Genomic DNA, 21,353 nt, shown 5'->3' with positions numbered 1-21,353 from the left:
GGGGGCGGTAAGTTAATCCAAACCTTAGCACTTTGTCATCCAGGAAACCTTTGCCTCACAATGACGTTATGGTAGTATAGGTACAACATTGAACCATTGCTGCATACGGTCACTTATGCATCGCTTCGCCTCCTGGCTGCTCATCGTGAGCTTCGTTGTTATCGCCAATCCGGTACACGCCCAGCCAACCGGTGGATGGAGCGTGGCTGAGTTTCTCGCCCGGCAGCCTGGTCCCTTAAAGGAACTTGATGTTGACGGGAAACCTGCGGCCCAGATTATCGAAGAGCAGAGCATTTACTTCGGCGTCAGTCCATTCCTCACCCTGGCCCTGCTTGAAGCAACAGCCGGTCTCATCAGCGATCCTGCTCCGCCATCAACCGCCTTGAGTCACCCCTTCGGCCTGCACGGCCCTACCGGTTTCGCCGAACAGATCGTGTGGGTTAACCGGGAATTACGGGCTGGACTGGGACCGTATCAGCAACCGCCAACCATTCGATTACAAGATGGGTTGACCCTCACCATCTCTCTTGATGAGCCGGCTGAGTGGATTGCCATGAAGCGATTTTTGGCTCAGGGCCGTGATTCGGTGACATGGCTGGCAACAGTGAAAGCAACCGCAGCGGCACTTCGCACCTATTTCGACGGTCAGCTCGCGCCGCCTGTCGTGGTAACAACCGATATGACCGGTTGGTTACAGGCACCATGGCCAATGGGTACGCGGGTCAACCATCTTGCCTACTTCGATCATCTTTACCCAATGGTTGATACCGGGGGCGATGGTAACAATGAAATGGTTGACTATCTTGGCCGGCGAAACGTGCAATACAATAGCCACGATGGTCATGATTATGTTTTCCCGGATGCACCGTTCTCCACTCCGATCCTTGCTGCTGCAAGTGGCACAGCGTATGCGTTTCGCGAGTCACGGGGTCTGGGAGTTGTTATTGTTCACCCCAACGGCTACGAAACCGTCTACTGGCATTTGAGTGCATTTGCGCCCATTTTCAACGAGAGCAATGGTGTGCACGTTACAACCGGTCAGCAGATTGGCGTGAGCGGTGCCAGTGGGGTGAGCGGAACTCCGCATCTGCACTTTGAAGTCCGGCGGTGGGAAGGGGGTATTCGCAGACAGGTTGATCCGTATGGCTGGTTTGGCTCCGGTTCCGATCCCTGTCCGGCCTACGCCGGTTGTGCAGCCAGTACCTGGCTCTGGCATCCCGATCTAGTCGGCACTTACGATTTCACACCGCCTGATTACACACCACCAGTGTCTGATACCACGCCACCAATGGGTACGATGCGTGTCGCACCGCCCGACTATCTCCGCCTTGCCGTGAGTTTCGATGGTCACGCGCTCCAGACTGTTGGTCAGGGTATACCATACCTCAGTGGCAATCCACGCTTTACCGGCGGTCGCTTCGGTCAGGCAATGGTGAGCGACAACGCCATCGTTGCCTTACCCACGACCGGCAATCTCGATCTCGAACGAGGAACCATAAGTTTATGGGTTGAGATACCGGCCACGTTCCCCGGCAATAGCCTCAACCGCCACTATCTGTTTGCGACGAGTGCCGAACCGGAAGGGGCACCTATCTATACTGGAACCCTGGCTCTGCGCCGGGATCGGCTTGGGGGCGATGGTCGTGCGCAGTGGACGTTCTGGACGGTGGGTGACGTCACCAGCGGTGAAGATCTGCTGAGCGTACCGGATACGTTGAGTACCGGCTGGCATCACTTCGCGGTGACCTGGGATGCGGCGCATGGTCACAAAGCCCTCTACATCGATGGCGTGTTGGTTGCTGAGCGAAACAACACCGTCTTACCGTACCTGCCCGGTGCGCTGCTGTATATTGGACGCTTTAGCGCTGGTAGTCCCGCTGCCGGCGTCGCAATTGACGACCTGGCGATCTTTGTCAATCCCATATCCCCAGCCGAAATTACTGCCCTTGCTACAGCACCAGTTCTGTCCACCGATCCGGTCGTGGTCAATGAACCCACAATCCGCATTGACACCAATGCTATGGACGACAACGGTGGCATTGTTGCGGTGACGCTGAGCATTAACGGTGAGCAGAGCGACCCGTTACCGTATTACGACAGCTATCGCTGGAGTCTACCGTCAGTTGAAGGCGATCATGTGGTAGAGGTGTCCTATGTTGATCGAGCTGGAAATACGACTGTTGTATCACAGACAGTAACGCTCAATCTACCACCACGTGCCGGCATCCAGACTGAGTGGCTCGAAACTGACACGGTACGATTGCGCTTCGATTCCCATGATCAAGATACACCACTGGAGGTACAACTGAGTACCATCCCCGACTTCACTACAGCAGCCTGGCTACCGCTGGTACCGGAAATCCGCTGGCGATGGGAGGCTGGCGAAACCCGCCAGCTCTTCGTCCGTATGCGCGATGCAACAGGACTGGTTAGTGAGCCGATAGCAGTCCCTTTATGGCATCAGGTCTTTGTGCCGTTAATGCAGCGGTGATTACTGTCTCGACTACATCCTCACCTTCCCCGCCACCAGGCCAGCACCAGCCCGCCGAGCAGGTGTAATGCCAGCACACTGACAAAATAGACCGTGTGTGGCCCTACCGTTTGGCGCGCTGCATCGGGGGTGAGGATGGTTTCGATGCGGGCAGCCACGAAGGGCGTGAAAAAGTAGAGCGCACCACAGCACGCAGCGGCCAGACGCCACTCGTGGCGCCGGATAGCAATCCATCCGAGCAAGCCACTGAGTGGTGTGATCAGAATGACCAATGCCAGCCAGCGCAAGAGTTCCGGGCTGCGATTGTCGCCGATCTGGGTGTAGACCGCTACAGCAATAATCCACCCGGCCAGGCTGGCAAGCACGATGGCAAAGAATGTCCGGTAGTCGCGCATCATGGGTTTACGCTGTACGTTTTAGTGCGGAGAGGCGCCGTAACCGACGTTCGATCTGCGCTGTGAGTTTTTCGATGGTGGTCTGTTGTTCGGCTATTGATCTGGTGATCTGCTCAAACTGATCTTCGAGCTGTGCCAGTGTCGCGACGTAACGCTGACGCAATGCCCCCTCTTCACCAGTGCTACGCAGTGGTTCAATGGTCTGGCGCAGGTGTTGCTGTCGCTCAAGGATACGTCGCTGTTCGACTTCGTGTTCGGCGATCATCCTGTGCGCTTTGTCAATCTGGCGGTAGAGGCTGAGCACTCCGCTAAGCTGCTGAAAGGTCGCTTCGTCGAGCAGTTTGTCGCGGAGGAAGTGTTGCAACTGTTCACCGGTGAGACTGCTGATTGACTGACTGCGTGAGAGTAGCCGTCGCTCGCACACTGTGAACACCGTTTGATCGGCGGCCGGTACACTTACTGCCCAACGTGCGATGAAACCCTCTTCGCTGAGGGGCGGTGGTGTGTCTATCAGTTCGGTATGAGCAGTGCGGTGATGCTCGATGATCACGATAGATGGTGTATGCAGCGTGCTGATGATCGTATATTGCCGGAACAAGAGCATATATTCATCGATCAATATATCACTATCGTGAAGCCGAATCCCGTGGAGATGGCAGGTCTCGTGTGTCGTTTCCAGTACCGTCACCCCCAATTCAACAGCGTGGAAGACGGTGAATCCGGCACCGGCACGGGTGAATGGTAGTACCGCTTCACCGGCGTATTCACCATTGATCAGCACGGTAACCGGCCCTTGTTCCAATGTGAGGCCAGTCTCGTTCTTGAGCCGAATGGCGGCCAGGGGGTGTTTGTCCAGCCGACGCTGATTGTACACCAGCTCTCGCGCTCCGCTGATCTGCGATCCGACAATCGGCGCCATCGCCGATTGTCCACGCCCGACACTGACCGGCTGTATGACCCGATACGCGAAGAGCGCCCCCTGATCTTCACCCACAGCGACCGGGCGCACACTGTCGGTTACTGTCTCAATGGTAAGAACAGGAGAGGGGGCACGTGCTGCCAGAGTCATTGTCTCCCCTGCTTCCGGTGCCATATCGCGTGCCTGCGCCGACATCGTCCGCATACGGGACATAGGTTTCGGCTGTGGACGCGGTGTATCACCCAGTAAGGGGCGTTCCGGCGTCTGCGGTTCGTGTAGACGATACCGGAACGAAACCGGCTGGCCGGCAACCAGCGTCACCGCAACATCGACCAAATCTTCCTCAAGCTGATTATCGAACAGCCCCCAACCCTGGAGGAAGCAGCGTGACGCACCATCGGCACCATCCTCGCAGAGCAGACGATAGCTGACCCGCCAGGCCGGTGCCGGCGCCACGTAACCGATCAAGAGATCGTGTTCACCCGGTGTCAGGTGTACGGTCACCGTGCGGTTGCGCTCGTCGTTTTGGGCAGCGCGCAAAAAGAAGGTCAGATCGTGATACGCCTTATCATCGACAAGTTCAACTCGTAACAGATCATCGAGCGCAAACGGACGCACTACCCGCTCTTCCGCGAGGTAGAGACTTACGATAGCTCGACGCAGCGGTTTTTCATCTTCGACATCTATCCCGATCACCTGTCCGGTGATCGTCTCGCCCTGTTTGCCGGTCAATGTCAAGCGCACGGTGCGTCCACGCAGATCGCGCAGCAAATCGAGCAGGCTCCGTTCGTTCGAGAGCTGAATGCTCCCGCGAGCCAACAGCGCAGCGCGATCTTCAGGGGTGGCAAAGTCGATGTTGCGCACCTGGCCGCTGCGGTCAATGACAACCAGACTCTTCAACACGTCGTCCATTGCCGTCAGGGGAAAGGTGAGTGTTAAGGTGTCACCGCTGAAGGTGCCCTGTCGTTCAAAATAGCCAACACCGTGTTTGTAGAGCACCATGCGCTTGATAGGTAGACCGGTCATGGTGTGTCTCCCTGTGAAGCCGGATCAATTTGAATTGGGTTGTAGGCAGTGTACACAAGACGGCTGAAATCGGCAATTGCTTCGCCGAGCAGCGAGTCGGGCCAGGCCGCCCGATCTTCCAGTGGCTTGTAGACGTACACGGCCAACACATAATCACCACCAGGTGAGCGTACAATCCCGGCATCGGCCTGGGTGTTGTCAACCCATCCCGATTTGTGCTCGACCCGTACTCCCTCTGGCAGACCGGCAACCATCCGGCTATTGTCGCCATTCTCAGCCAGCAAGTCGAGCATCTCCTGACATCGATCTGGATTGAGTAGTTCAAATTTCTTCAGCAGAACACCTTCACCATGCGCACACTCGTCAATCATGCGGTAGATCTGCCCGATAGCGTAAGGAGTTGCCCGCAGTGCGCAACCGGTCTCGGTATACGGCGGTTCGCCGACCGGGTCTTTCGGTCCACAGCGATATTTAACCTTGTACAGCCGGATGTAATCGGTCGACTCGTAAGGGACGTAGAGATAGAGATATTCCAGACCAAGATCGGCCAGCATATCACTCATCTCTTCCGCGCCGCGAAATGCCAGATCGGTACCAGTACCGCCGGCGCCGGCAGCCAGAATGTCATTTGCCGCCAGGTTGTCACTCTCGATGATCATGAGGCGCATGCGTTGCCACTGGCGTTCGGTAAAGGTTTCGAGCTTCGTGTATGCATAGAGCATGATGGCCGTCTTGATCGTGCTGGCGCCGGGAAAGACACTGCGTGCATTCACAGCGACTTCAGCGCCGGTGGCGAGATCATACAGATAAACCCCAGCCACACCATCCCATGCTTCAACCATCTCTTCAAGCTGGGTGGTGAGTTGTTCGAGCGAAGCACGCGGCTGGTCAGTAGTCGGCCAAAGGGTCAGCGCAATCGGTTCGGTTGCCCGTCCACGGCGTAGCAAGCCGCTCACAATCTCCAGCGAGCGGTCGAGATCAATCGCCCGGCCGGGAATGTAGGCAAAGCTCCGTGACAACACGTCAGTTGCCGTGATAACTGTGACCTGGGGTGAAAGAGCCGACTCGGCAGCAAACGTCGTCATCTGCTCACGGAGGGCTGTTTCATCGAAGCTAAGCTGGAGTGGTACACGTACCGATGTTTCGCTCCCCAACGCTGGCGCTGCCGCAGCCAGCAATGCAGCCGGGTCGGCGTGCAGATTAATAGCCGTCGGCTCAATCGTCTGCGTATATGCACCGGCAACCAGTCGCAGTGGTGTTACCCTCGCCGACAGCGCACTGCTCAGTGCTGCTTCTGCCTCTGCAACCGTCAACCCACTAATCGGTACACCAGCAACTTCAGTGCCGTCGGCGTAGACCGGCAGGGGTGTGGGCAGTGGGGTGGAAACCACCAACCGGGTCGGTTCAGCCGCGATGACCGGTTCAGACGGTATCGTAGCACGAGGTGTTGATGTACACCCGGCAATGAAAGCCATGCAAATCAGGGCAATGGCAAACAAACGGAGCCGGAGATTCATAGTTGAGCAAAACTCCATCTTTCAGAATGCAAGCCACAGGTACCTGGTTGGAAACGTTACTGTTCATCAGGCTCAAGATAAAAGGTTAACGGATAGCCGGCCTCGCGGGCTGCATGATGAGCCTCGTAGACCCGCTCTTGCGCTTCTTGCAACGGGAGTACCGTTACCAGCGCTCGCCCTTCATAATGAGCGGTAAGCATTACCTGTTCGGCACGGGCCAGATCAAGCCCGAAAAAGACTCGCAATACGATGACGACAAAATCCATAGGAGTCACGTCGTCGTTCTGAACAATAACACGGTACGGCCGTTCAAGTTCCTCATCGCTGGCAACCGCAAATAAGACGGCAGGCCGCACAGTGACTGTTGGTTGTTCAGTTGACATGGGCTCCTCCGTCAGTTACTGTACCATCAATTCCTGCTGGCAGTATAGCATATAGCATCACTCATCCCGGCGACGGCGTCGTTTTGCTGCCAATAGTGCGGCAATTCGCTCTTCATCGCTTTGCGGTAAAGTAGAGGTGTTGGTCGGCGCTGACGAAGACTGCTTCACTACTGGTGGTTTACGCTGTGGTCGGCGGATGATGACAGGGCGCCAATCGGGTACTGCGACAAAGAGCCGGCGTAGCGCAATGTCTACGGGCAGTAATGCCAGTGCCAGCCAGAGTAGAGGCATAGTTACCGGCCGGATTTCATACACGGAACGCTCTGTTGGGGCAAAGAGCAGGTCTGGTGGCGGATTAACCTGACCACCGGTCAATGCTGCAAGTTCGACCAGCAAGCCGGGATTCGCTGTAAACTGCCCATACTCCGGTGAATAGTTTACCATCAGGCCAGTGGAAACTGTGCCAAGCGGCATCCCGCTGCGGTCAGTTGCACTAACCTGTACCAAATAGGCTCCTATCTGATCGATGGTTGTGATCGCACGATACCGTCCAGGCGCGATCTGCACAAAATCCAGTACGATTTCATCGGCCAGTCCACTGATGCGACTGCGAATCTCGCCCAATTCAACAGGCAGTCCACTACGATCACGGGCCTGAAGGTCAATTTCAACTCGATCAGCAGTTACCGTTGCGCTGAGCGATAGATAATCATCACTATTGAGTGGAAGTACTTCAGACGCCAATCCGGCGGCAAAACGTGGAAATTCTGACCAGGATAACCATGCAGTCGCCCAGCGTCCTGTCATATCACTTGCCCAAGCTAGCACCCGTCCAACACCGATCTGAGCCGTTGCCAGGAGCGGCGAGCCATCATCGGCGACCAGGAGCACCCGGCTGATTGGCCGTTCGGCAACGACATTTCGCCCTTGCAGTGGTGGCAAAGCGCTGAAATTGCGCAGCCATGGTGTCGGTAATGCAAGTGCGGGTGTGAAAGGCTCTTCTACCAGATCGCGATTCGCCACCCGGACAGTCTCTTCCAGCAGAATCTGTGGCAGAGCTTCGGCCTGACGAACAACGTAGTATTTACCGCCGCCGATCTGCGCAACCCGCTCAAGCGCACGGTCGGTATTGAGACCAATCGCCACCGTGCTGACCGTAACCCCTTGTGTGCGCAGGTTGGTAACCAGATCGACATATTCAGTCTCAGAGACACCATCGGTCAAGAGGATTACGTGTCGAATCCGGGCATCAGCCGTGGTGATAGTCTCGGCTGCCAGTGCCATTCCGCTACGAATATTCGTGCCTCCGCCAGCAAACAATCGACTCAGCGCATCTTCAATTGTCGTCAGATCGGGGAGTGGTTGCAACGGTAAAATCACATCGGCAACGCTATCGAAGGCGATAATTGAGAGCTGATCCTGACGCGATAAGCCAAAACTCGCCTGAAATGCCGCTTCACGGGCCAGATCGAGTTGGGTACGCAAGCCGTCCACAATCTCGCTCATACTCCCGCTGCGGTCAATGACTAGCGTCAGCGCCAAGTCGAATCGTTCTTCACGCGGCAGTGGATCAAGCGAAACCGGGAATAACGGCTCGATTAGCGAACGACGCCAGCCACCGGCGCCAAACGATTGGGGGCCACCAATGACCAGCAGTCCGCCACCCAGATCACGCACGTAGGTTGTCAGAGCGCGTTGGAGTACCGGCGAAACAGTGTTCGCCGGCGTATCAACCAGGGCAATCGCATCGAAAGTGCGCAAATCGAGTGGATTGGCCGGAGCTTGCATCGGTGTCTGTACCGTCACCTCAATCCCTCCGGCGCGCCAGGCTTCGGCCAGCGCAAGTGTCTGTTCCGGTGCCACCGTTAACAACAATACGTGCGGTGGGCCACTGACAAACGTAAACGCCACCGCTCGATTATTGGCCGGCTGGGTATCGAAGGGAGCAATCAGTCGTGCCTCAAAGCGGCGAAACCCACTCTCGCGCGCCGGTACAGCAAAGGCAACCTGATTGCGACCAGGTATCACCGTCACGGACTGTTCGGCCAGCAACTGACCATCAGCGAGCAACTGCACCGTCGTCGCACCCGCGACGTCACTTTCAATCTGAACAGTCAGTGGAATATTCTGATTGATGTTAGCCGTAGTCGGTGCCTGTAAGGCTGTGATCAGCGCATCCGGGCCGCGCTCCGCCGACAGGATGATGACCTCGATAGGAACGCCACGAGCAGCCGCCAGACGAGCGGCTGTTAACGCCTGACCTACATTTTCGCCGCCATCCGAGATCAATACCAGTCGTCGATGCATCGCATCGGGCAACATCGCCAGTCCCAATTGGATGGCATCTTCAATATTGGTGCGTGAACCGGCTACCAGGGCATCGATCCGGTTTAGCGGACGGGGTAGTTCGGCCACGCGCTCGACCATGGCGCGGGCGCCAAAAATGATCACAGCCATGCGGTCGTCGGGATCGGCGGTAGCCGCCGCCTGCTCAATAACGTTGAGCGCTGCGGTGCGTTGGGCAGGAGCCACCGAGTCGCTGATATCAAGGAGAAAGACGGTGGCTGTAGCATACACCGGTCGACCGATTTGAAGGCCGGCCATGGCCAACACGAGTGCTGCCAGGATCAGAAAACGCACCACCACCAGCAACCATAATCGCAAACGCCCAAGACGGCGGTGGAGATCGGTATGACCCAACCAGATCACACCAAGCAGAGGAATGGCGAGCACAAACAGCCATAATGCTGCCGGCTCAACAACGCTCAGCACCATTCAACTCCGTTCCAGGATAGTAGTGTAGTACGCCACACCATCGTATTGAGCGGAAATGACGCTGTGTAATCAGAACCCACACGCTTGGGAAGACGTGGATAACGTCAACACACCCTACGGGTTTACTCGCACAACAACCAGCGTCATATCATCATGGGCGACTCGTTCTTCGGTAAATTCATGAATGGCCGATAACAGCTTCTCTAGCAGATCAGCCGGCTCCAGATTCCCCCAGCGACGCACCAACCGCTCAAAGCGATCAAAGCCAAACAACTCACGCTTACGATTCTGGGCTTCAACCACACCATCAGTGTAGAATACCAGTGTATCACCAGGAGCCAGATCGAGTTCGAGCTGATTGTAGCGGGCGTTGCGCTGCATGCCGAGTGGCAACGCACCGGCCGTTTCTAGAAAGGTCGTGCGCCCATCAGCATGGCGAAGCAACGGTGACAACTGACCGGCATTCGCCAGGATCAAGCGTTGCGCGATCGGATCGATCAACGCATATCCCAGGGCGACAAAGGTATAACGTGGTACATCATCGACCAGCCAGTGGTTGGTCGCGGCCAGCACCAGACGTGGAAATTCATGATTGCGTGCTTCAGAGCGGGCAGTGGAACGAGCAACCGCCATCAGCATTGCCGCCGGTAACGACTTCCCGCTCACGTCACCGATAATGACCCCAATCCGTGAGCCAAGATCGATTACATCGTAGAAATCACCACCTGTCTCACGGGCCGGCAAACAACGGGCTGCGATACGCAGTCCAGGACACACCGGCAACTCCCGTGGAAAGAGGTTTAACTGAATCTGGCGCGCAATCGCCATCTCTTGTTCTACCCGTGCCACTGATTCTTGGTAGAGCTGCGCATTCTCAATTGCTAGTGCTGCGTGGTTGGCAAAGGTCAGTGCAACCTCCAGATCACGTTCGTTGAAGGCATTGCGATGGTATGAGTCAATATTCAATACGCCCAGCACGCGACCCTTGGCAATAAGTGGTACCCCCAGCCAGGTCAGAATACGCTCACCCATATCGCCGGGAGGCCAGATGGTACGATCAGGTGGTGCAACCAGTAAGATAGGGCGTCGCTCGCGAACGACCTGGCCGGCGCCGCTATTGGCAACCGGTAGCGTTCGCCCTAACGGTACTTCATCAGCGGGCCAACCACTAGCAGCCGCAATCCGCAAGATCGGCCCATCGAGCAACATAATGGTGGAAGTGTCGTAATTGATGACCTTACGCAGCTCTGCTAACACGAGCTGTAAGACTTCGTGGGGGTTGAAGCTTGAACTCAAGACGCGGGCAACTTCGCGCAGTGTCTCCGCAGTACGGCGCTGCTCCTGTTCGGCAGCGAAGAGCAATGCATTTTCATAAGCCGTCGCCACCGAGGTTGTTACCGTCATCATCAGTTCCAGCTCCTCGTCGGCATAGGAGCGTGGTTCGCCAAAGCTGTCAAACGAAATCGAGCCAAACACCCGATCACGGCTGATCAACGGCACAATCACCAGCGAGCGCAACCCCATCTCACGCCAATGCTCGCGTGATACTGCTGCCCGTGGGTCACTCTCAATATCAAGAATGACCTGTGGACGACGAGTGGTGCGCAAGGCATCAACCAGCGGATTCTGCCAGAGATCAATCACAGAACCGACAATACCGATTGGTGGATATTCTGCTGCCACAACCCCAGTGTCTTCGTCTTGAAACAGCACCAGGCCGGTGTGATCAGCCCAGAAGAGCTGCACCAGTTCACGAGTGGCAATTTCGAGAATCTCTTGCTGGTTAAGGTGAGCAGCCAGCAAGCCGGCAATGCGATTAACCAATGCCATTCGGGCTGCCTGACGTTCGGCTGCAATTGCGTGGGCTTGCGCAGCCTCGAACAGACGTGCATTTTCGCGTACCTGACGCTCTCGCTCTTCGAACAACTGTACTTTTTGTACGGCCAGGCTAATCAGGTTGGCAATCTGAGCCAGCACATCAACCGTATCATTATCATAACGATACGGACGTTCGTCTTGTAGTACCAGTACCCCGATAGCGGTTTGATTGTAAGACAGAACGGGCACCCCAACCCACGAACGCATCAGATGCATCGAGCCGATCTGGTGCGGTTTGATCCCCATTGCGCGGATCCTGTTACGTTCAACCGCAAAATCATCAAAGCGTAGGGGCTGGCGATGGGTGAGGAGCCAGTCAGAAAGGGATGATGGTGGCGGTGGTTTACCAACCAGATCATGGGATATCTGGCGGTCGTGTTCAATAAATGTTGCATACTGTACCCGGCGTGAGACCGGATCGCAGAGCAGCAAGTAAAAGACCGATGCGGTTGTCAAATCAACCACGACCCACCGGGTTTCGTTCAAAATGCGCTCAAGGTCGTAGGATTCTGCTACCAGCTTGCCAATCTGATTAATCGCTTGCAGCTCGGCAATCTGGCGTGAACGTTGGGCCAGCAACGTCACATTCTTGACGTGCAACGATAACTGGGCGGCAACATTGCCGAGAAACTCCATGTCGCGGGGCGTGAAGGCATTGACCTGGTAACTCTGTACCGAGACAACACCAATTGGTTGACCGTCACGGTCGAGCAGGGGCCACCCCATCCACGACCGCGCCATCCGTTCAGCACCGATAATTACCCCCTCGACGTCGGGCAGTGAGCTGATCTCGTGTGACAGATCGCGTAAAAAAATCGGTTGCCGCTCACGCAGAATCCGGGCGGTGAGTGAACGTGGCGGCGGAGGTTGGCCGATCCAGAAATCGAAAAACTCTCCTTCATCAAGGATAATCCCGTCACTAATCAGATGGCGAACCGGATCGTAGATTACCATCGTGAAAGCGTCGAGATTGATACAGTTCTGCAAGCCCAATGCCGCTCGCTGAAGCAATTCGCGTGTCATCTGTACGGTTGAGGCAGCCAGACTGATCTCACGCAGTGCACGTAATTCGGCAATCCGACGTTCACGTTGTTCGGTAAGCCGGCTATGTTCGACCAGGATCGCAATCTGGTTTGCCACTGCCTGCGCCAGGTTCAGCTCATAGGAGGTTAGTTCGCGGGTGGAAAAACCAAACAGGCTCAATGTCCCCAGTACCTGACTCCCGACAACCAGTGGCATATTAATCGTCGACTCGAAGGGCGGGAAGAGATGCAGAGGAAATGTCGCTGGATCGTAATGAGCCTGCCAGTCACGGTCAATAATTCGTGGCTGTCGTTTCAAGACTACTTCACGCAAGGGGCTGATTTCGAGCGGGATTTGACGAGTCTGTTCAATGTATTCTTGGGCAAACCCTCGCTGAGCGCATAACACCAGGATCGAACCTGTCTCGTCAAGGAGCCGAACATTACCGGCGTCGAAGTGCAGCGTTGAAATAGCAATGGCCAGGGCCTGATCCAGGACTTCGTGCAGAGAGCGCGTATCGACCAGTGTTGCCGCCAGTTCGCTCAGAGCCGCCAATTCTTCGCGCCGCGCTGCTAACTGTGTGGCTAATTCCCGACTGAGCCGATCCTGCTCTTCAACCAGTACCGCATTTTCCAGCGCCAGCGCAATGACATTCGCAATCCGCTGCAACAAAGCGAGTGTTTCGTGGTTGTAGCGGCCAGGCTGATAGCTTTGCAGCGAGATGACACCAACCACTGCGTCACTAATCATCAGCGGTACACCGATCCACGAACGCGAGAGCTTTGCGGTATTGCCGAACGGTACCGGCGGTAAACTGGCATCGCGTTCGGTCAACAGATCGCGAAAGAGTATTGGCTCACGCTGGCGGACAATCAAACCGGTCAGGTAACCATACTCACGATTTTCGAGAAAATCGATCTGTCCCTCATCGTAAAGCAGTGCAGCCTTAAAAATCTCCGGTCGCTCATCACAAAAGGCCAGATAACAGGCATCAAACTCAAAAACCTTGTGCAGCTCGCGCACAATTGTCTCGAAAATAACCCGTAATGACGGACGATCACGGGCGGCAAGACCAATCGCATAGAGTGCAGCGAGAATCTGCTGGTCGCGCTCTTGTTGCAGGCGCAATGCATCACGCTGGTGTTGCAGATCACCTATCAATTGTCGCCGACGTGCTGTACGAGTCATGCCGCATTGTCCTGGGTTGTATCACTCATGAATGGTAGTTGACACACGGTTGCCGGTTGTTGAGCGAGGGTAACGGTAGTACCACTTTCGGCATAGATACGACGCAGATAGGCCAGTCCGATCCAGCCGTACCGTGGTGAGTAGACAGCACTGGTCAGGGTGCCAGCCTCTTTACCATCCACCCTTACCGCTGCTGGCACTGCTGCGGGCGCAGCCGACAGACGTAAGCCGCACAAAAGCTTGGCGATCCGCCCCCGGCTTTCCATGCGGGCAATAATCTCTTGCCCGACATAGCACCCTTTCTGGAAACTTACCGCACGCCACAAATCGGCTTCGAGTGGAATGTAATCAAGCGTAATTTCGTGTTTGAAGCGCGGGTAGCCATGCTCGATGCGTACCACTTCTGCCGTATGACTGTCGAGTGGAACGGCCCCTGCATCGGTTAGCGCAGTAAGCAGTGTCGCTGTTTGCGCAGCCGGTGGATAGAGCGTATACCCATCGCCACCCAACGGTTCACACCGTGCTACCAGCACCTGATGTCCATTCCAGTCACCGGTTGCGATACTGTGTAGCGGCAGATCAACCGGCAAACCAATCGTCTGGATCACCTGACCAGCCTGTGGCCCGTATACGCCAATCTGACCCAGTTCGGCACTCGCGTCGGCGACCGTCACCTGATCGTTGAAGAAGATATTCTTGCGCAAATGGCGCAAAATCGCCGGCCCATGACTATCGCCGGTTTCAAGCAACAATGCGTCAGGGAGGGCATATACCCGTAGCAGATCGATCATACGCCCAATTGGCGTGGTGAGCACGGTCAGGGTGCCTTGACCGGGCTGTAATCGCTCGATATGGTTCGTCGAGAGCCGGTGTAGCAGTGCTGCGCGGTCGCGACCACGCATCCAGAGTCGTCCGCGATCAGACTCGTTGATCACGGCAGCATACCCATACACCGCCTCGTAAGCTGTCAGTGTTTCCTGATTCATAGCGTAGCAATCATCTACTTAGAAGCTTATCGTTCATAAATATTGTATCACGCTGCACCCAAAACTGTTCGACGTTCTCTGAGCTGTAATTGCATGCCGTACCGTGGACGGAGGGTAATACCGGTCTGGAGGACGACCGGATGATCGGCGACCGGCAGAAATTGCCAGCGTTGCACCAGCGTTGCCAGCACGAGAATACCCTCCATCCAGGCAAACGGTTCTCCGATACAGGTGCGCGGCCCACCACCGAAGGGGAAGAAGGCAAATTTTGGTCGCTGAGCCTGGGCTTCCGGCGTGTGGCGGAGAGGGTCACAATGGTACGGTTCAGGGAAGAAACGGGGATCGTGGTGCATCAGCCATGGACTTAACAGCACGATGGTATCAGGCGCAACCCGCACATCACCGAGTGTCACCGGTGCAATTGCCCGCCGCCCGATGAGCCACGCCGGAGGATACAGACGCAGGGCTTCGGCAAAAAACCATGAGGTATAGGTCAGCTTCGGCAGATCGGCGACAGTCGGTTTTCGTCCACCGAGCACAGTATCCAGTTCGGCGGTCAAATGTGCGGCAAGAGATGGATACTGCGCTAACAAGTAGAGCGCCCAGGTCAAAGCGTTTGCGGTGGTCTCGTGTCCGGCAAGAAAGATCGTCAACAGCTCATCACGCAGTTGCGTATCGGTCATCCGGTAGCCATCACCTTCGTGATCCACAGCGGTCAGCAACATCGAGAGCAGATCGCCACGATCAACCGGATTGGCGCGGCGCTGGGCAATCAGCCGGTATATGATGGTATCGAGTCGGGCTTTCACGGTCTGAAAGCGGCGCACAGGTGGTAACGGCAAGGCAAACAGCCAGTCGGCAAACGGTAATACCGCCAGATCGAACATAGCAACCAGATCATGCATTGCCGCAAACACCTCATCGGCATCGGCTTCCGTATCAGCCGAAAAGAGGGTTATTCCGACAATTTGCAGTGTAATTGCCATGAATTCGCGGCTGACATCGAGCACCAGCCCATCTTGCCAGTGCGCACTGTGCGCCTCGGCCACCGTGACCATTGCATCGCCGTAAGCGGCAATCCGCTGGCGGTGAAAAGCCGGCTGCATCAGGCGTCGCTGCCGCAGATGTAACTCTCCCTCACTGGTCAGCAATCCCTCACCGAGCAGGCGCTTTGCCCGTTCCAGCACACGACCCTTAACAAAGGAGCGGTGTTGTGTCACTAATACGTCGCGAATGAGATCGGGGTAATTCACCAGTACCATCATCTGTGGCCCAACCCGAAATGGCACCACATCGCCGCGCGAAGCCAGCTCTTCCAGCAGCGTCAGCGGTTCGCGGCGCAATTGTTGCAGGTTACGAATTGCAACCGGGGAAGGAAAGTGGATCATGGCCGTACCTCCGATCAAAACAGGCGTTGCCGGTATCATAGCACGAGTATTGAGATATAGTAGTGACGTTAGTAAAACGTTAATTGTTCTTCAGACGTCGTGCAGCCTTTACCACAATGGCAAGGCTGTGATACGTACCTCTCGTTGACGCACCATCTTGTGCGGATAGGTGCAATTGACCTGATCACTCTCTTACTCCCACGACTGGCAGCATCGCTATTGAACAAACTATCACCGTAACCAATGTTCCACGTGCTAGGTCAGGGTGTTGGCTGTCCGCAGCGGCCGCAACTGGTAGATTGGGCGGGGATAGTTCTACCCAAGGCGGGTTACCGTTTAGCGACAGTCTTGATATGGCTTATCCGAACAGTTCAAGCCGTTGTGATACGCTTAACACACGCTTAGCCGGGCGCGGTTACCAATGCTCTCCGACCGGCGAATACTCACAAGCAATCTTGCTGGTACCAAACCCAGGCAGTGTCGCAGGCATGACTCCTGAACGATGCGAATTGTTGTGCAAACAGTGGTAATCAAAGATGTAATTATAAACGTAATCGTATGGCATATGGTGAAACAGAATGAGTGTCTGTGTTTATTCATTGGATTTACACTTATTCGTGATGATCTCTGCGGGTGTAAAGCATGATAAAATCAGCTTCTTGTTGCACGTCTAGCGTGTGTTACGCTTGAGTACGAGGCTATACCTATCAGAAGTAAGAAAGTGTAAAAATATCGAAATCAATATACTGACAAAACTTTCCTCAGCCCTTCTGTCTGATTCGATATATCCATTCAGTCATTGACAACGTACCAATGTAGCACGAAGCAACTTGAAAGTATCGTTGCTCATTATCTCCTGAACGAGCAAATCGCGACGTTGCTCAAAGCGTTTTTGCCCATCGAGACGGGGTTCAGCCCCATATCAGAAAGCCACCATGGTCAGGGTCGGTTGCGGTTGCCAGGCGCGATATGTACGAGTTTGGCATTCGTCCCAATTGGATTCTTTCTTGGCGTCTTGATTGCTGCGTTCAATCAAATAGCGGTTGGTTGTGTGCCAAGCCATCGTTTTCAGGTCAATGCTTGCATTGAGACGTCCTGATGAGGTAGACGTTGGGTTGCTTATATTTTCTGTCCGTTCCTGAACTGTCTGCGCTAAGACTATCTTTAATGTTAAAAGATAACTTAAGCGAATACTTGTAATGACAAAAAGGTATGAAACGGTAATATCATCTACGGCCAATACGCCGGTCGCAGCGATGTCCATGCTCACAGAAGTATGCACGCGCATGCCATTGGCAACCGCTTGCTATCACGGTTGTCAAAAAACCACTTAAGCCATATCAACAGTCATACATTCTTAACCATCCGTGAAATTTGGAACAACATCATGGTATACTATACGTATCAATAATTCTTCAACTAATTGCATAACAGAACAGCGATGGCGATGGGGGAGTCCATGAGCGGAACAGGACGACTGGCAGGAAAGATTGCGTTAATTACCGGTGGTGCCGGCAATATCGGCAGTGAATTGACACGTCGCTTTCTCGCAGAGGGAGCGACGGTCATTATTAGTGGACGGAATCGGGTGAAGTTGACCGCACTGGCCGAACAAATGCAGGCAGAGGCAGGAGTGCCGGCCAAGCGCATCGATCTCGAAGTCATGGATGGGAGTGATCCGGTCGCGGTACGTGCTGGTATCGAAGCCATTGTGGCCCGTCACGGCCAGATCGATATTCTGGTCAATAATGCAGGGAGTGCCGGTGCCCAGCGTCGTCTGGCCGAGATTCCACTCACTGAAGCTGAATTAGGCCCTGGTGCCGAGGAGACGCTTCATGCCAGCATCGCCAATTTACTCGGTATGGAATGGCATCTGATGCGGATTGCGGCACCTTATATGCCGGCAGGAAGTGCGGTCATCAATGTCTCAACCGTCTTCTCACGTGCTGAGTACTACGGTCGAATTCCGTATGTAACCCCTAAAGCTGCTCTGAATGCCCTATCTCAACTTGCTGCGCGTGAGTTAGGTGCACGTGGCATCCGCGTCAATGCGATCTTTCCCGGCCCGATTGAGAGTGATCGCATCCGTACAGTGTTCCAGCGTATGGATCAGCTAAAGGGGCGGCCCGAAGGCGACACGGCGCACCATTTTTTGAACACCATGCGATTGTGTCGTGCCAACGACCAGGGCGCACTCGAACGGCGGTTCCCATCCGTCGGTGATGTGGCAGACGCCGCTGTCTTTCTGGCCAGTGCCGAATCCGCCGCTCTTTCCGGTGAAACGATTGAGGTTACGCACGGAATGGAGTTGCCGGCCTGTAGTGAGACCAGCCTGCTGGCCCGTACCGATCTGCGCACGATCGATGCCAGTGGCCGCACGACGCTTATCTGCGCCGGCGACCAGATTGAAGAGGTGATGGCACTCACCGGTATGTTGCGTACCTGTGGGAGTGAAGTGATCATCGGCTTCCGTTCGGCTGCGGCGCTGGCCCAGTTCGAGCAAGCAGTCAATGAGAGTCGGCGGCTGGCCGGGTCAGACTTTACGCCTCCTATTGCCTTGCCACTCGATCCACGCGATCCGGCAACAATTGACGCTGTCTTTGATTGGGCCGGTGAGAATACCGGCGGGATCCATGCAGCGGTTATTCTGCCTGCTACCGGTCGCGAACCGGCACAGTGCGTCATTGATGTTGATGATGAGCGGGTGCTGAATTTTCTGGCCGATGAAATCACCGGGACAATTGTGATTGCCAGTCGTCTGGCCCGGTACTGGCAGTCGCAACGTCTTACCCCCGGTGCACGTGCACGTGGACCACGTGTCATCTTTCTCTCGAACGGTGCCGATCAGGGTGGAAATGTTTACGGACGCATTCAAAGTGCCGCTATCGCTCAGCTCATTCGCGTGTGGCGCCACGAGGCTGAACTTGACTATCAGCGCACCAGCGCCGCCGGTGATCATGTGCTGCCACCGGTATGGGCCAATCAGATTGTGCGCTTCGCTAACCGCAGCCTTGAAGGGTTAGAATTTGCCTGTGCCTGGACAGCTCAATTGCTCCATAGTCAACGCCATATCAATGAGATTACGCTCAACATCCCTGCCAACATTAGCGCCACCACCGGCGCACGTAGTGCATCGGTTGGATGGGCGGAAAGTCTGATCGGGTTACATTTGGGTAAGGTTGCCTTGATTACCGGTGGCAGCGCCGGTATTGGTGGTCAGATCGGGCGCCTCCTGGCTTTGAGTGGCGCGCGCGTGATGCTGGCAGCCCGTGATCGGCATAAGCTCGAGCAGATGCAGGCGATGATTCAATCTGAGCTGGCTGAAGTGGGTTATACCGATGTCGAGGATCGCGTCCACATTGCACCGGGCTGCGATGTGAGTAGCGAAGCGCAGCTTGCGGATCTTGTTGAACGTACCCTGTCAGCTTTTGGCACCGTCGATTATCTGATCAACAACGCCGGGATCGCCGGTGTCGAAGAGATGGTGATCGATATGCCGGTTGAGGGATGGCGTCATACCCTCTTCGCCAATCTGATCAGCAACTACTCGTTGATGCGCAAACTGGCACCGTTGATGAAAAAACAGGGTAGCGGTTATATCCTTAACGTTTCATCATACTTTGGCGGTGAAAAAGATGCGGCCATTCCTTACCCCAACCGTGCCGATTACGCTGTCTCGAAGGCTGGTCAGCGGGCAATGGCTGAAGTCTTTGCACGCTTCCTTGGCCCAGAGATACAAATTAATGCCATCGCGCCGGGTCCGGTCGAAGGTGATCGCTTGCGCGGTACCGGTGAACGTCCCGGCCTCTTTGCCCGTCGGGCGCGGCTGATTTTGGAGAACAAGCGGCTGAATGAGCTTCACGCTGCTCTTATCGCGGCTGCACGCACCGATGAGCGATCTATGCACGAACTGGTTGAACTGCTCTTATCCAATGATGTGGCCGCACTAGAGCAGAATCCCGCAGCACCTACCGCGTTGCGTGAACTGGCACGACGTTTTCGCAGCGAAGGCGATCCGGCGGCATCATCAAGCAGTGCGTTGCTGAACCGTTCAATTGCCGCTAAATTGCTGGCTCGTTTGCATAATGGTGGCTATGTGTTGCCTGCCGACATCTTTGCAAACCTGCCAAACCCGCCCGATCCCTTCTTCACCCGAGCCCAGATTGATCGCGAAGCCCGCAAGGTTCGTGACGGCATCATGGGGATGCTCTACCTGCAACGGATGCCGACCGAGTTTGATGTTGCAATGGCCACCGTCTATTATCTTGCCGACCGCAATGTCAGTGGTGAGACATTCCACCCGTCAGGAGGGCTACGTTACGAACGCACCCCTACCGGCGGAGAACTCTTCGGCTTGCCCTCACCCGAACGGCTGGCGGAGCTGGTTGGAAGCACGGTCTATCTGATAGGTGAACATCTGACTGAACACCTTAACCTACTTGCCCGTGCGTACCTCGAACGTTACGGGGCACGCCAGGTAGTGATGATTGTTGAGACAGAAACCGGGGCAGAGACGATGCGTCGTCTGCTCCACGATCACGTCGAGGCCGGTCGGCTGATGACTATTGTGGCCGGTGATCAGATCGAAGCCGCTATCGACCAGGCTATCACTCGCTACGGTCGCCCAGGGCCGGTTATCTGTACTCCCTTCCGGTCACTTCCGACAGTACCACTAGTCGGGCGTAAAGATAGCGACTGGAGCACAGTGCTGAGTGAGGCTGAATTTGCCGAGTTGTGCGAACATCAGCTCACCCACCATTTCCGGGTAGCGCGCAAGATTGCCCTGAGTGATGGTGCCAGTCTCGCGCTGGTCACTCCCGAAACTACGGCTACCTCAACTACCGAGCAATTTGCTCTGGCTAACTTCATCAAAACAACCCTCCACGCTTTTACGGCTACGATTGGTGTCGAGAGTGAACGAACTGCTCAGCGCATTCTGATTAATCAAGTTGATCTGACCCGACGTGCTCGTGCCGAAGAGCCGCGCGATCCGCACGAGCGCCAACAAGAATTGGAACGTTTTATCGAGGCAGTCTTGCTGGTCACTGCACCACTCCCGTCTGAAGCCGATACCCGTTACGCCGGGCGGATTCATCGCGGACGGGCGATTACCGTGTAAATTCTACGCCACAGGAACCACTACTACCAGACCAGCATAGTAAGAGAACGATAGAGACGTTGCAATGCGACGTCTCTATCATAACTCAAGTTGCCACCTATACTGTGACAGGCTACGGAGACTGACTACCAGGATGACCAGCACGACATTGCCCGTAACACCGTATGGCGTAATCGCACCAGCAACGTGGTGAGCAGCCAGTTCCCATGGACGTGCGACGTTGCGTCTCACGGCAGCAACCTGGTTTCTCCCCATCCTCTGTGTC

12 protein-coding genes are annotated in these 21,353 nt (G+C 55.4%); 2 read left to right on the top strand and 10 right to left on the bottom strand.

Annotated elements, in window-relative coordinates:
• Positions 1-115: 115 nt before the first annotated feature.
• Positions 116-2,491, top strand: a complete 2,376-nt coding sequence (locus VAE55_RS08500; protein WP_322815359.1) for a LamG-like jellyroll fold domain-containing protein — start codon at positions 116-118, stop codon at positions 2,489-2,491.
• A 20-nt stretch (positions 2,492-2,511) separates the two neighbouring features.
• Here VAE55_RS08500 and VAE55_RS08495 read toward each other — a convergent pair whose 3' ends face one another.
• The 9 genes from VAE55_RS08495 to VAE55_RS08455 form a co-directional block, all read right to left on the bottom strand.
• Positions 2,512-2,889: a hypothetical protein gene (locus VAE55_RS08495; RefSeq protein ID WP_012258465.1), complete on the bottom strand. Its 378-nt coding sequence runs from the start codon at positions 2,887-2,889 to the stop codon at positions 2,512-2,514.
• Positions 2,890-2,893: 4 nt separating this feature from the next.
• A complete protein-coding gene (locus VAE55_RS08490; protein ID WP_322815358.1) occupies positions 2,894-4,831 on the bottom strand; it encodes a hypothetical protein in 1,938 nt (645 codons plus the stop codon).
• Complete coding sequence (locus VAE55_RS08485; RefSeq protein WP_322815357.1) at positions 4,828-6,348, bottom strand: serine hydrolase; 1,521 nt, start codon at positions 6,346-6,348, stop codon at positions 4,828-4,830. The genes VAE55_RS08490 and VAE55_RS08485 overlap by 4 nt, the downstream gene beginning before the upstream one ends.
• Before the next feature lie 56 nt (positions 6,349-6,404).
• Positions 6,405-6,731: an ATP-dependent Clp protease adaptor ClpS gene (locus tag VAE55_RS08480; RefSeq protein ID WP_322815356.1), complete on the bottom strand. Its 327-nt coding sequence runs from the start codon at positions 6,729-6,731 to the stop codon at positions 6,405-6,407.
• Between the two features lie 57 nt (positions 6,732-6,788).
• Positions 6,789-9,506: a VWA domain-containing protein gene (locus VAE55_RS08475; RefSeq protein ID WP_322815355.1), complete on the bottom strand. Its 2,718-nt coding sequence runs from the start codon at positions 9,504-9,506 to the stop codon at positions 6,789-6,791.
• Positions 9,507-9,620: 114 nt separating this feature from the next.
• Complete coding sequence (locus VAE55_RS08470; protein WP_322815354.1) at positions 9,621-13,595, bottom strand: GAF domain-containing protein; 3,975 nt, start codon at positions 13,593-13,595, stop codon at positions 9,621-9,623.
• Entirely contained in the window at positions 13,592-14,581 is a 990-nt protein-coding gene (locus VAE55_RS08465) for a YgfZ/GcvT domain-containing protein (RefSeq protein ID WP_322815353.1), read from the bottom strand. Before VAE55_RS08465 ends, VAE55_RS08470 begins: the two co-directional genes overlap by 4 nt.
• A 47-nt stretch (positions 14,582-14,628) precedes the next feature.
• Positions 14,629-15,969 carry a cytochrome P450 gene (locus VAE55_RS08460; RefSeq protein ID WP_322815352.1) on the bottom strand — a complete coding sequence of 447 codons (1,341 nt, stop codon included), beginning with the start codon at positions 15,967-15,969 and terminating at the stop codon, positions 14,629-14,631.
• Positions 15,970-16,891: 922 nt separating this feature from the next.
• Entirely contained in the window at positions 16,892-17,239 is a 348-nt protein-coding gene (locus VAE55_RS08455; protein ID WP_322815351.1) for a hypothetical protein, read from the bottom strand.
• 189 nt (positions 17,240-17,428) lie between these two features.
• Here VAE55_RS08455 and mcr point away from each other — a divergent pair, with 189 nt between their 5' ends.
• A complete protein-coding gene (gene mcr, locus VAE55_RS08450) occupies positions 17,429-21,088 on the top strand; it encodes a malonyl CoA reductase subunit Mcr (protein ID WP_322815350.1) in 3,660 nt (1,219 codons plus the stop codon).
• Positions 21,089-21,166: 78 nt separating this feature from the next.
• Here the strand turns inward: mcr and VAE55_RS08445 are convergent.
• A partial coding sequence (locus VAE55_RS08445) for a hypothetical protein (RefSeq protein WP_322815349.1) occupies positions 21,167-21,353 on the bottom strand: 187 nt, incomplete at its 5' end.

This window comes from Chloroflexus sp., assembly GCF_034432675.1.
GTDB lineage: Bacteria > Chloroflexota > Chloroflexia > Chloroflexales > Chloroflexaceae > Chloroflexus.
This window is presented reverse-complemented; position numbering and strand designations above follow the sequence as displayed.

Excerpts from the sequence above, each read along its gene's own strand:
- VAE55_RS08500 (WP_322815359.1), top strand. The coding sequence starts at position 116 with ATGCATCGCTTCGCCTCCTGGCTGCTCATCGTGAGCTTCGTTGTTATC.
- VAE55_RS08495 (WP_012258465.1), bottom strand. The coding sequence starts at position 2,889 with ATGATGCGCGACTACCGGACATTCTTTGCCATCGTGCTTGCCAGCCTG.
- VAE55_RS08490 (WP_322815358.1), bottom strand. The coding sequence starts at position 4,831 with ATGACCGGTCTACCTATCAAGCGCATGGTGCTCTACAAACACGGTGTT.
- VAE55_RS08485 (WP_322815357.1), bottom strand. The coding sequence starts at position 6,348 with ATGAATCTCCGGCTCCGTTTGTTTGCCATTGCCCTGATTTGCATGGCT.
- VAE55_RS08480 (WP_322815356.1), bottom strand. The coding sequence starts at position 6,731 with ATGTCAACTGAACAACCAACAGTCACTGTGCGGCCTGCCGTCTTATTT.
- VAE55_RS08475 (WP_322815355.1), bottom strand. The coding sequence starts at position 9,506 with ATGGTGCTGAGCGTTGTTGAGCCGGCAGCATTATGGCTGTTTGTGCTC.
- VAE55_RS08470 (WP_322815354.1), bottom strand. The coding sequence starts at position 13,595 with ATGACTCGTACAGCACGTCGGCGACAATTGATAGGTGATCTGCAACAC.
- VAE55_RS08465 (WP_322815353.1), bottom strand. The coding sequence starts at position 14,581 with ATGAATCAGGAAACACTGACAGCTTACGAGGCGGTGTATGGGTATGCT.
- VAE55_RS08460 (WP_322815352.1), bottom strand. The coding sequence starts at position 15,969 with ATGATCCACTTTCCTTCCCCGGTTGCAATTCGTAACCTGCAACAATTG.
- mcr (WP_322815350.1), top strand. The coding sequence starts at position 17,429 with ATGAGCGGAACAGGACGACTGGCAGGAAAGATTGCGTTAATTACCGGT.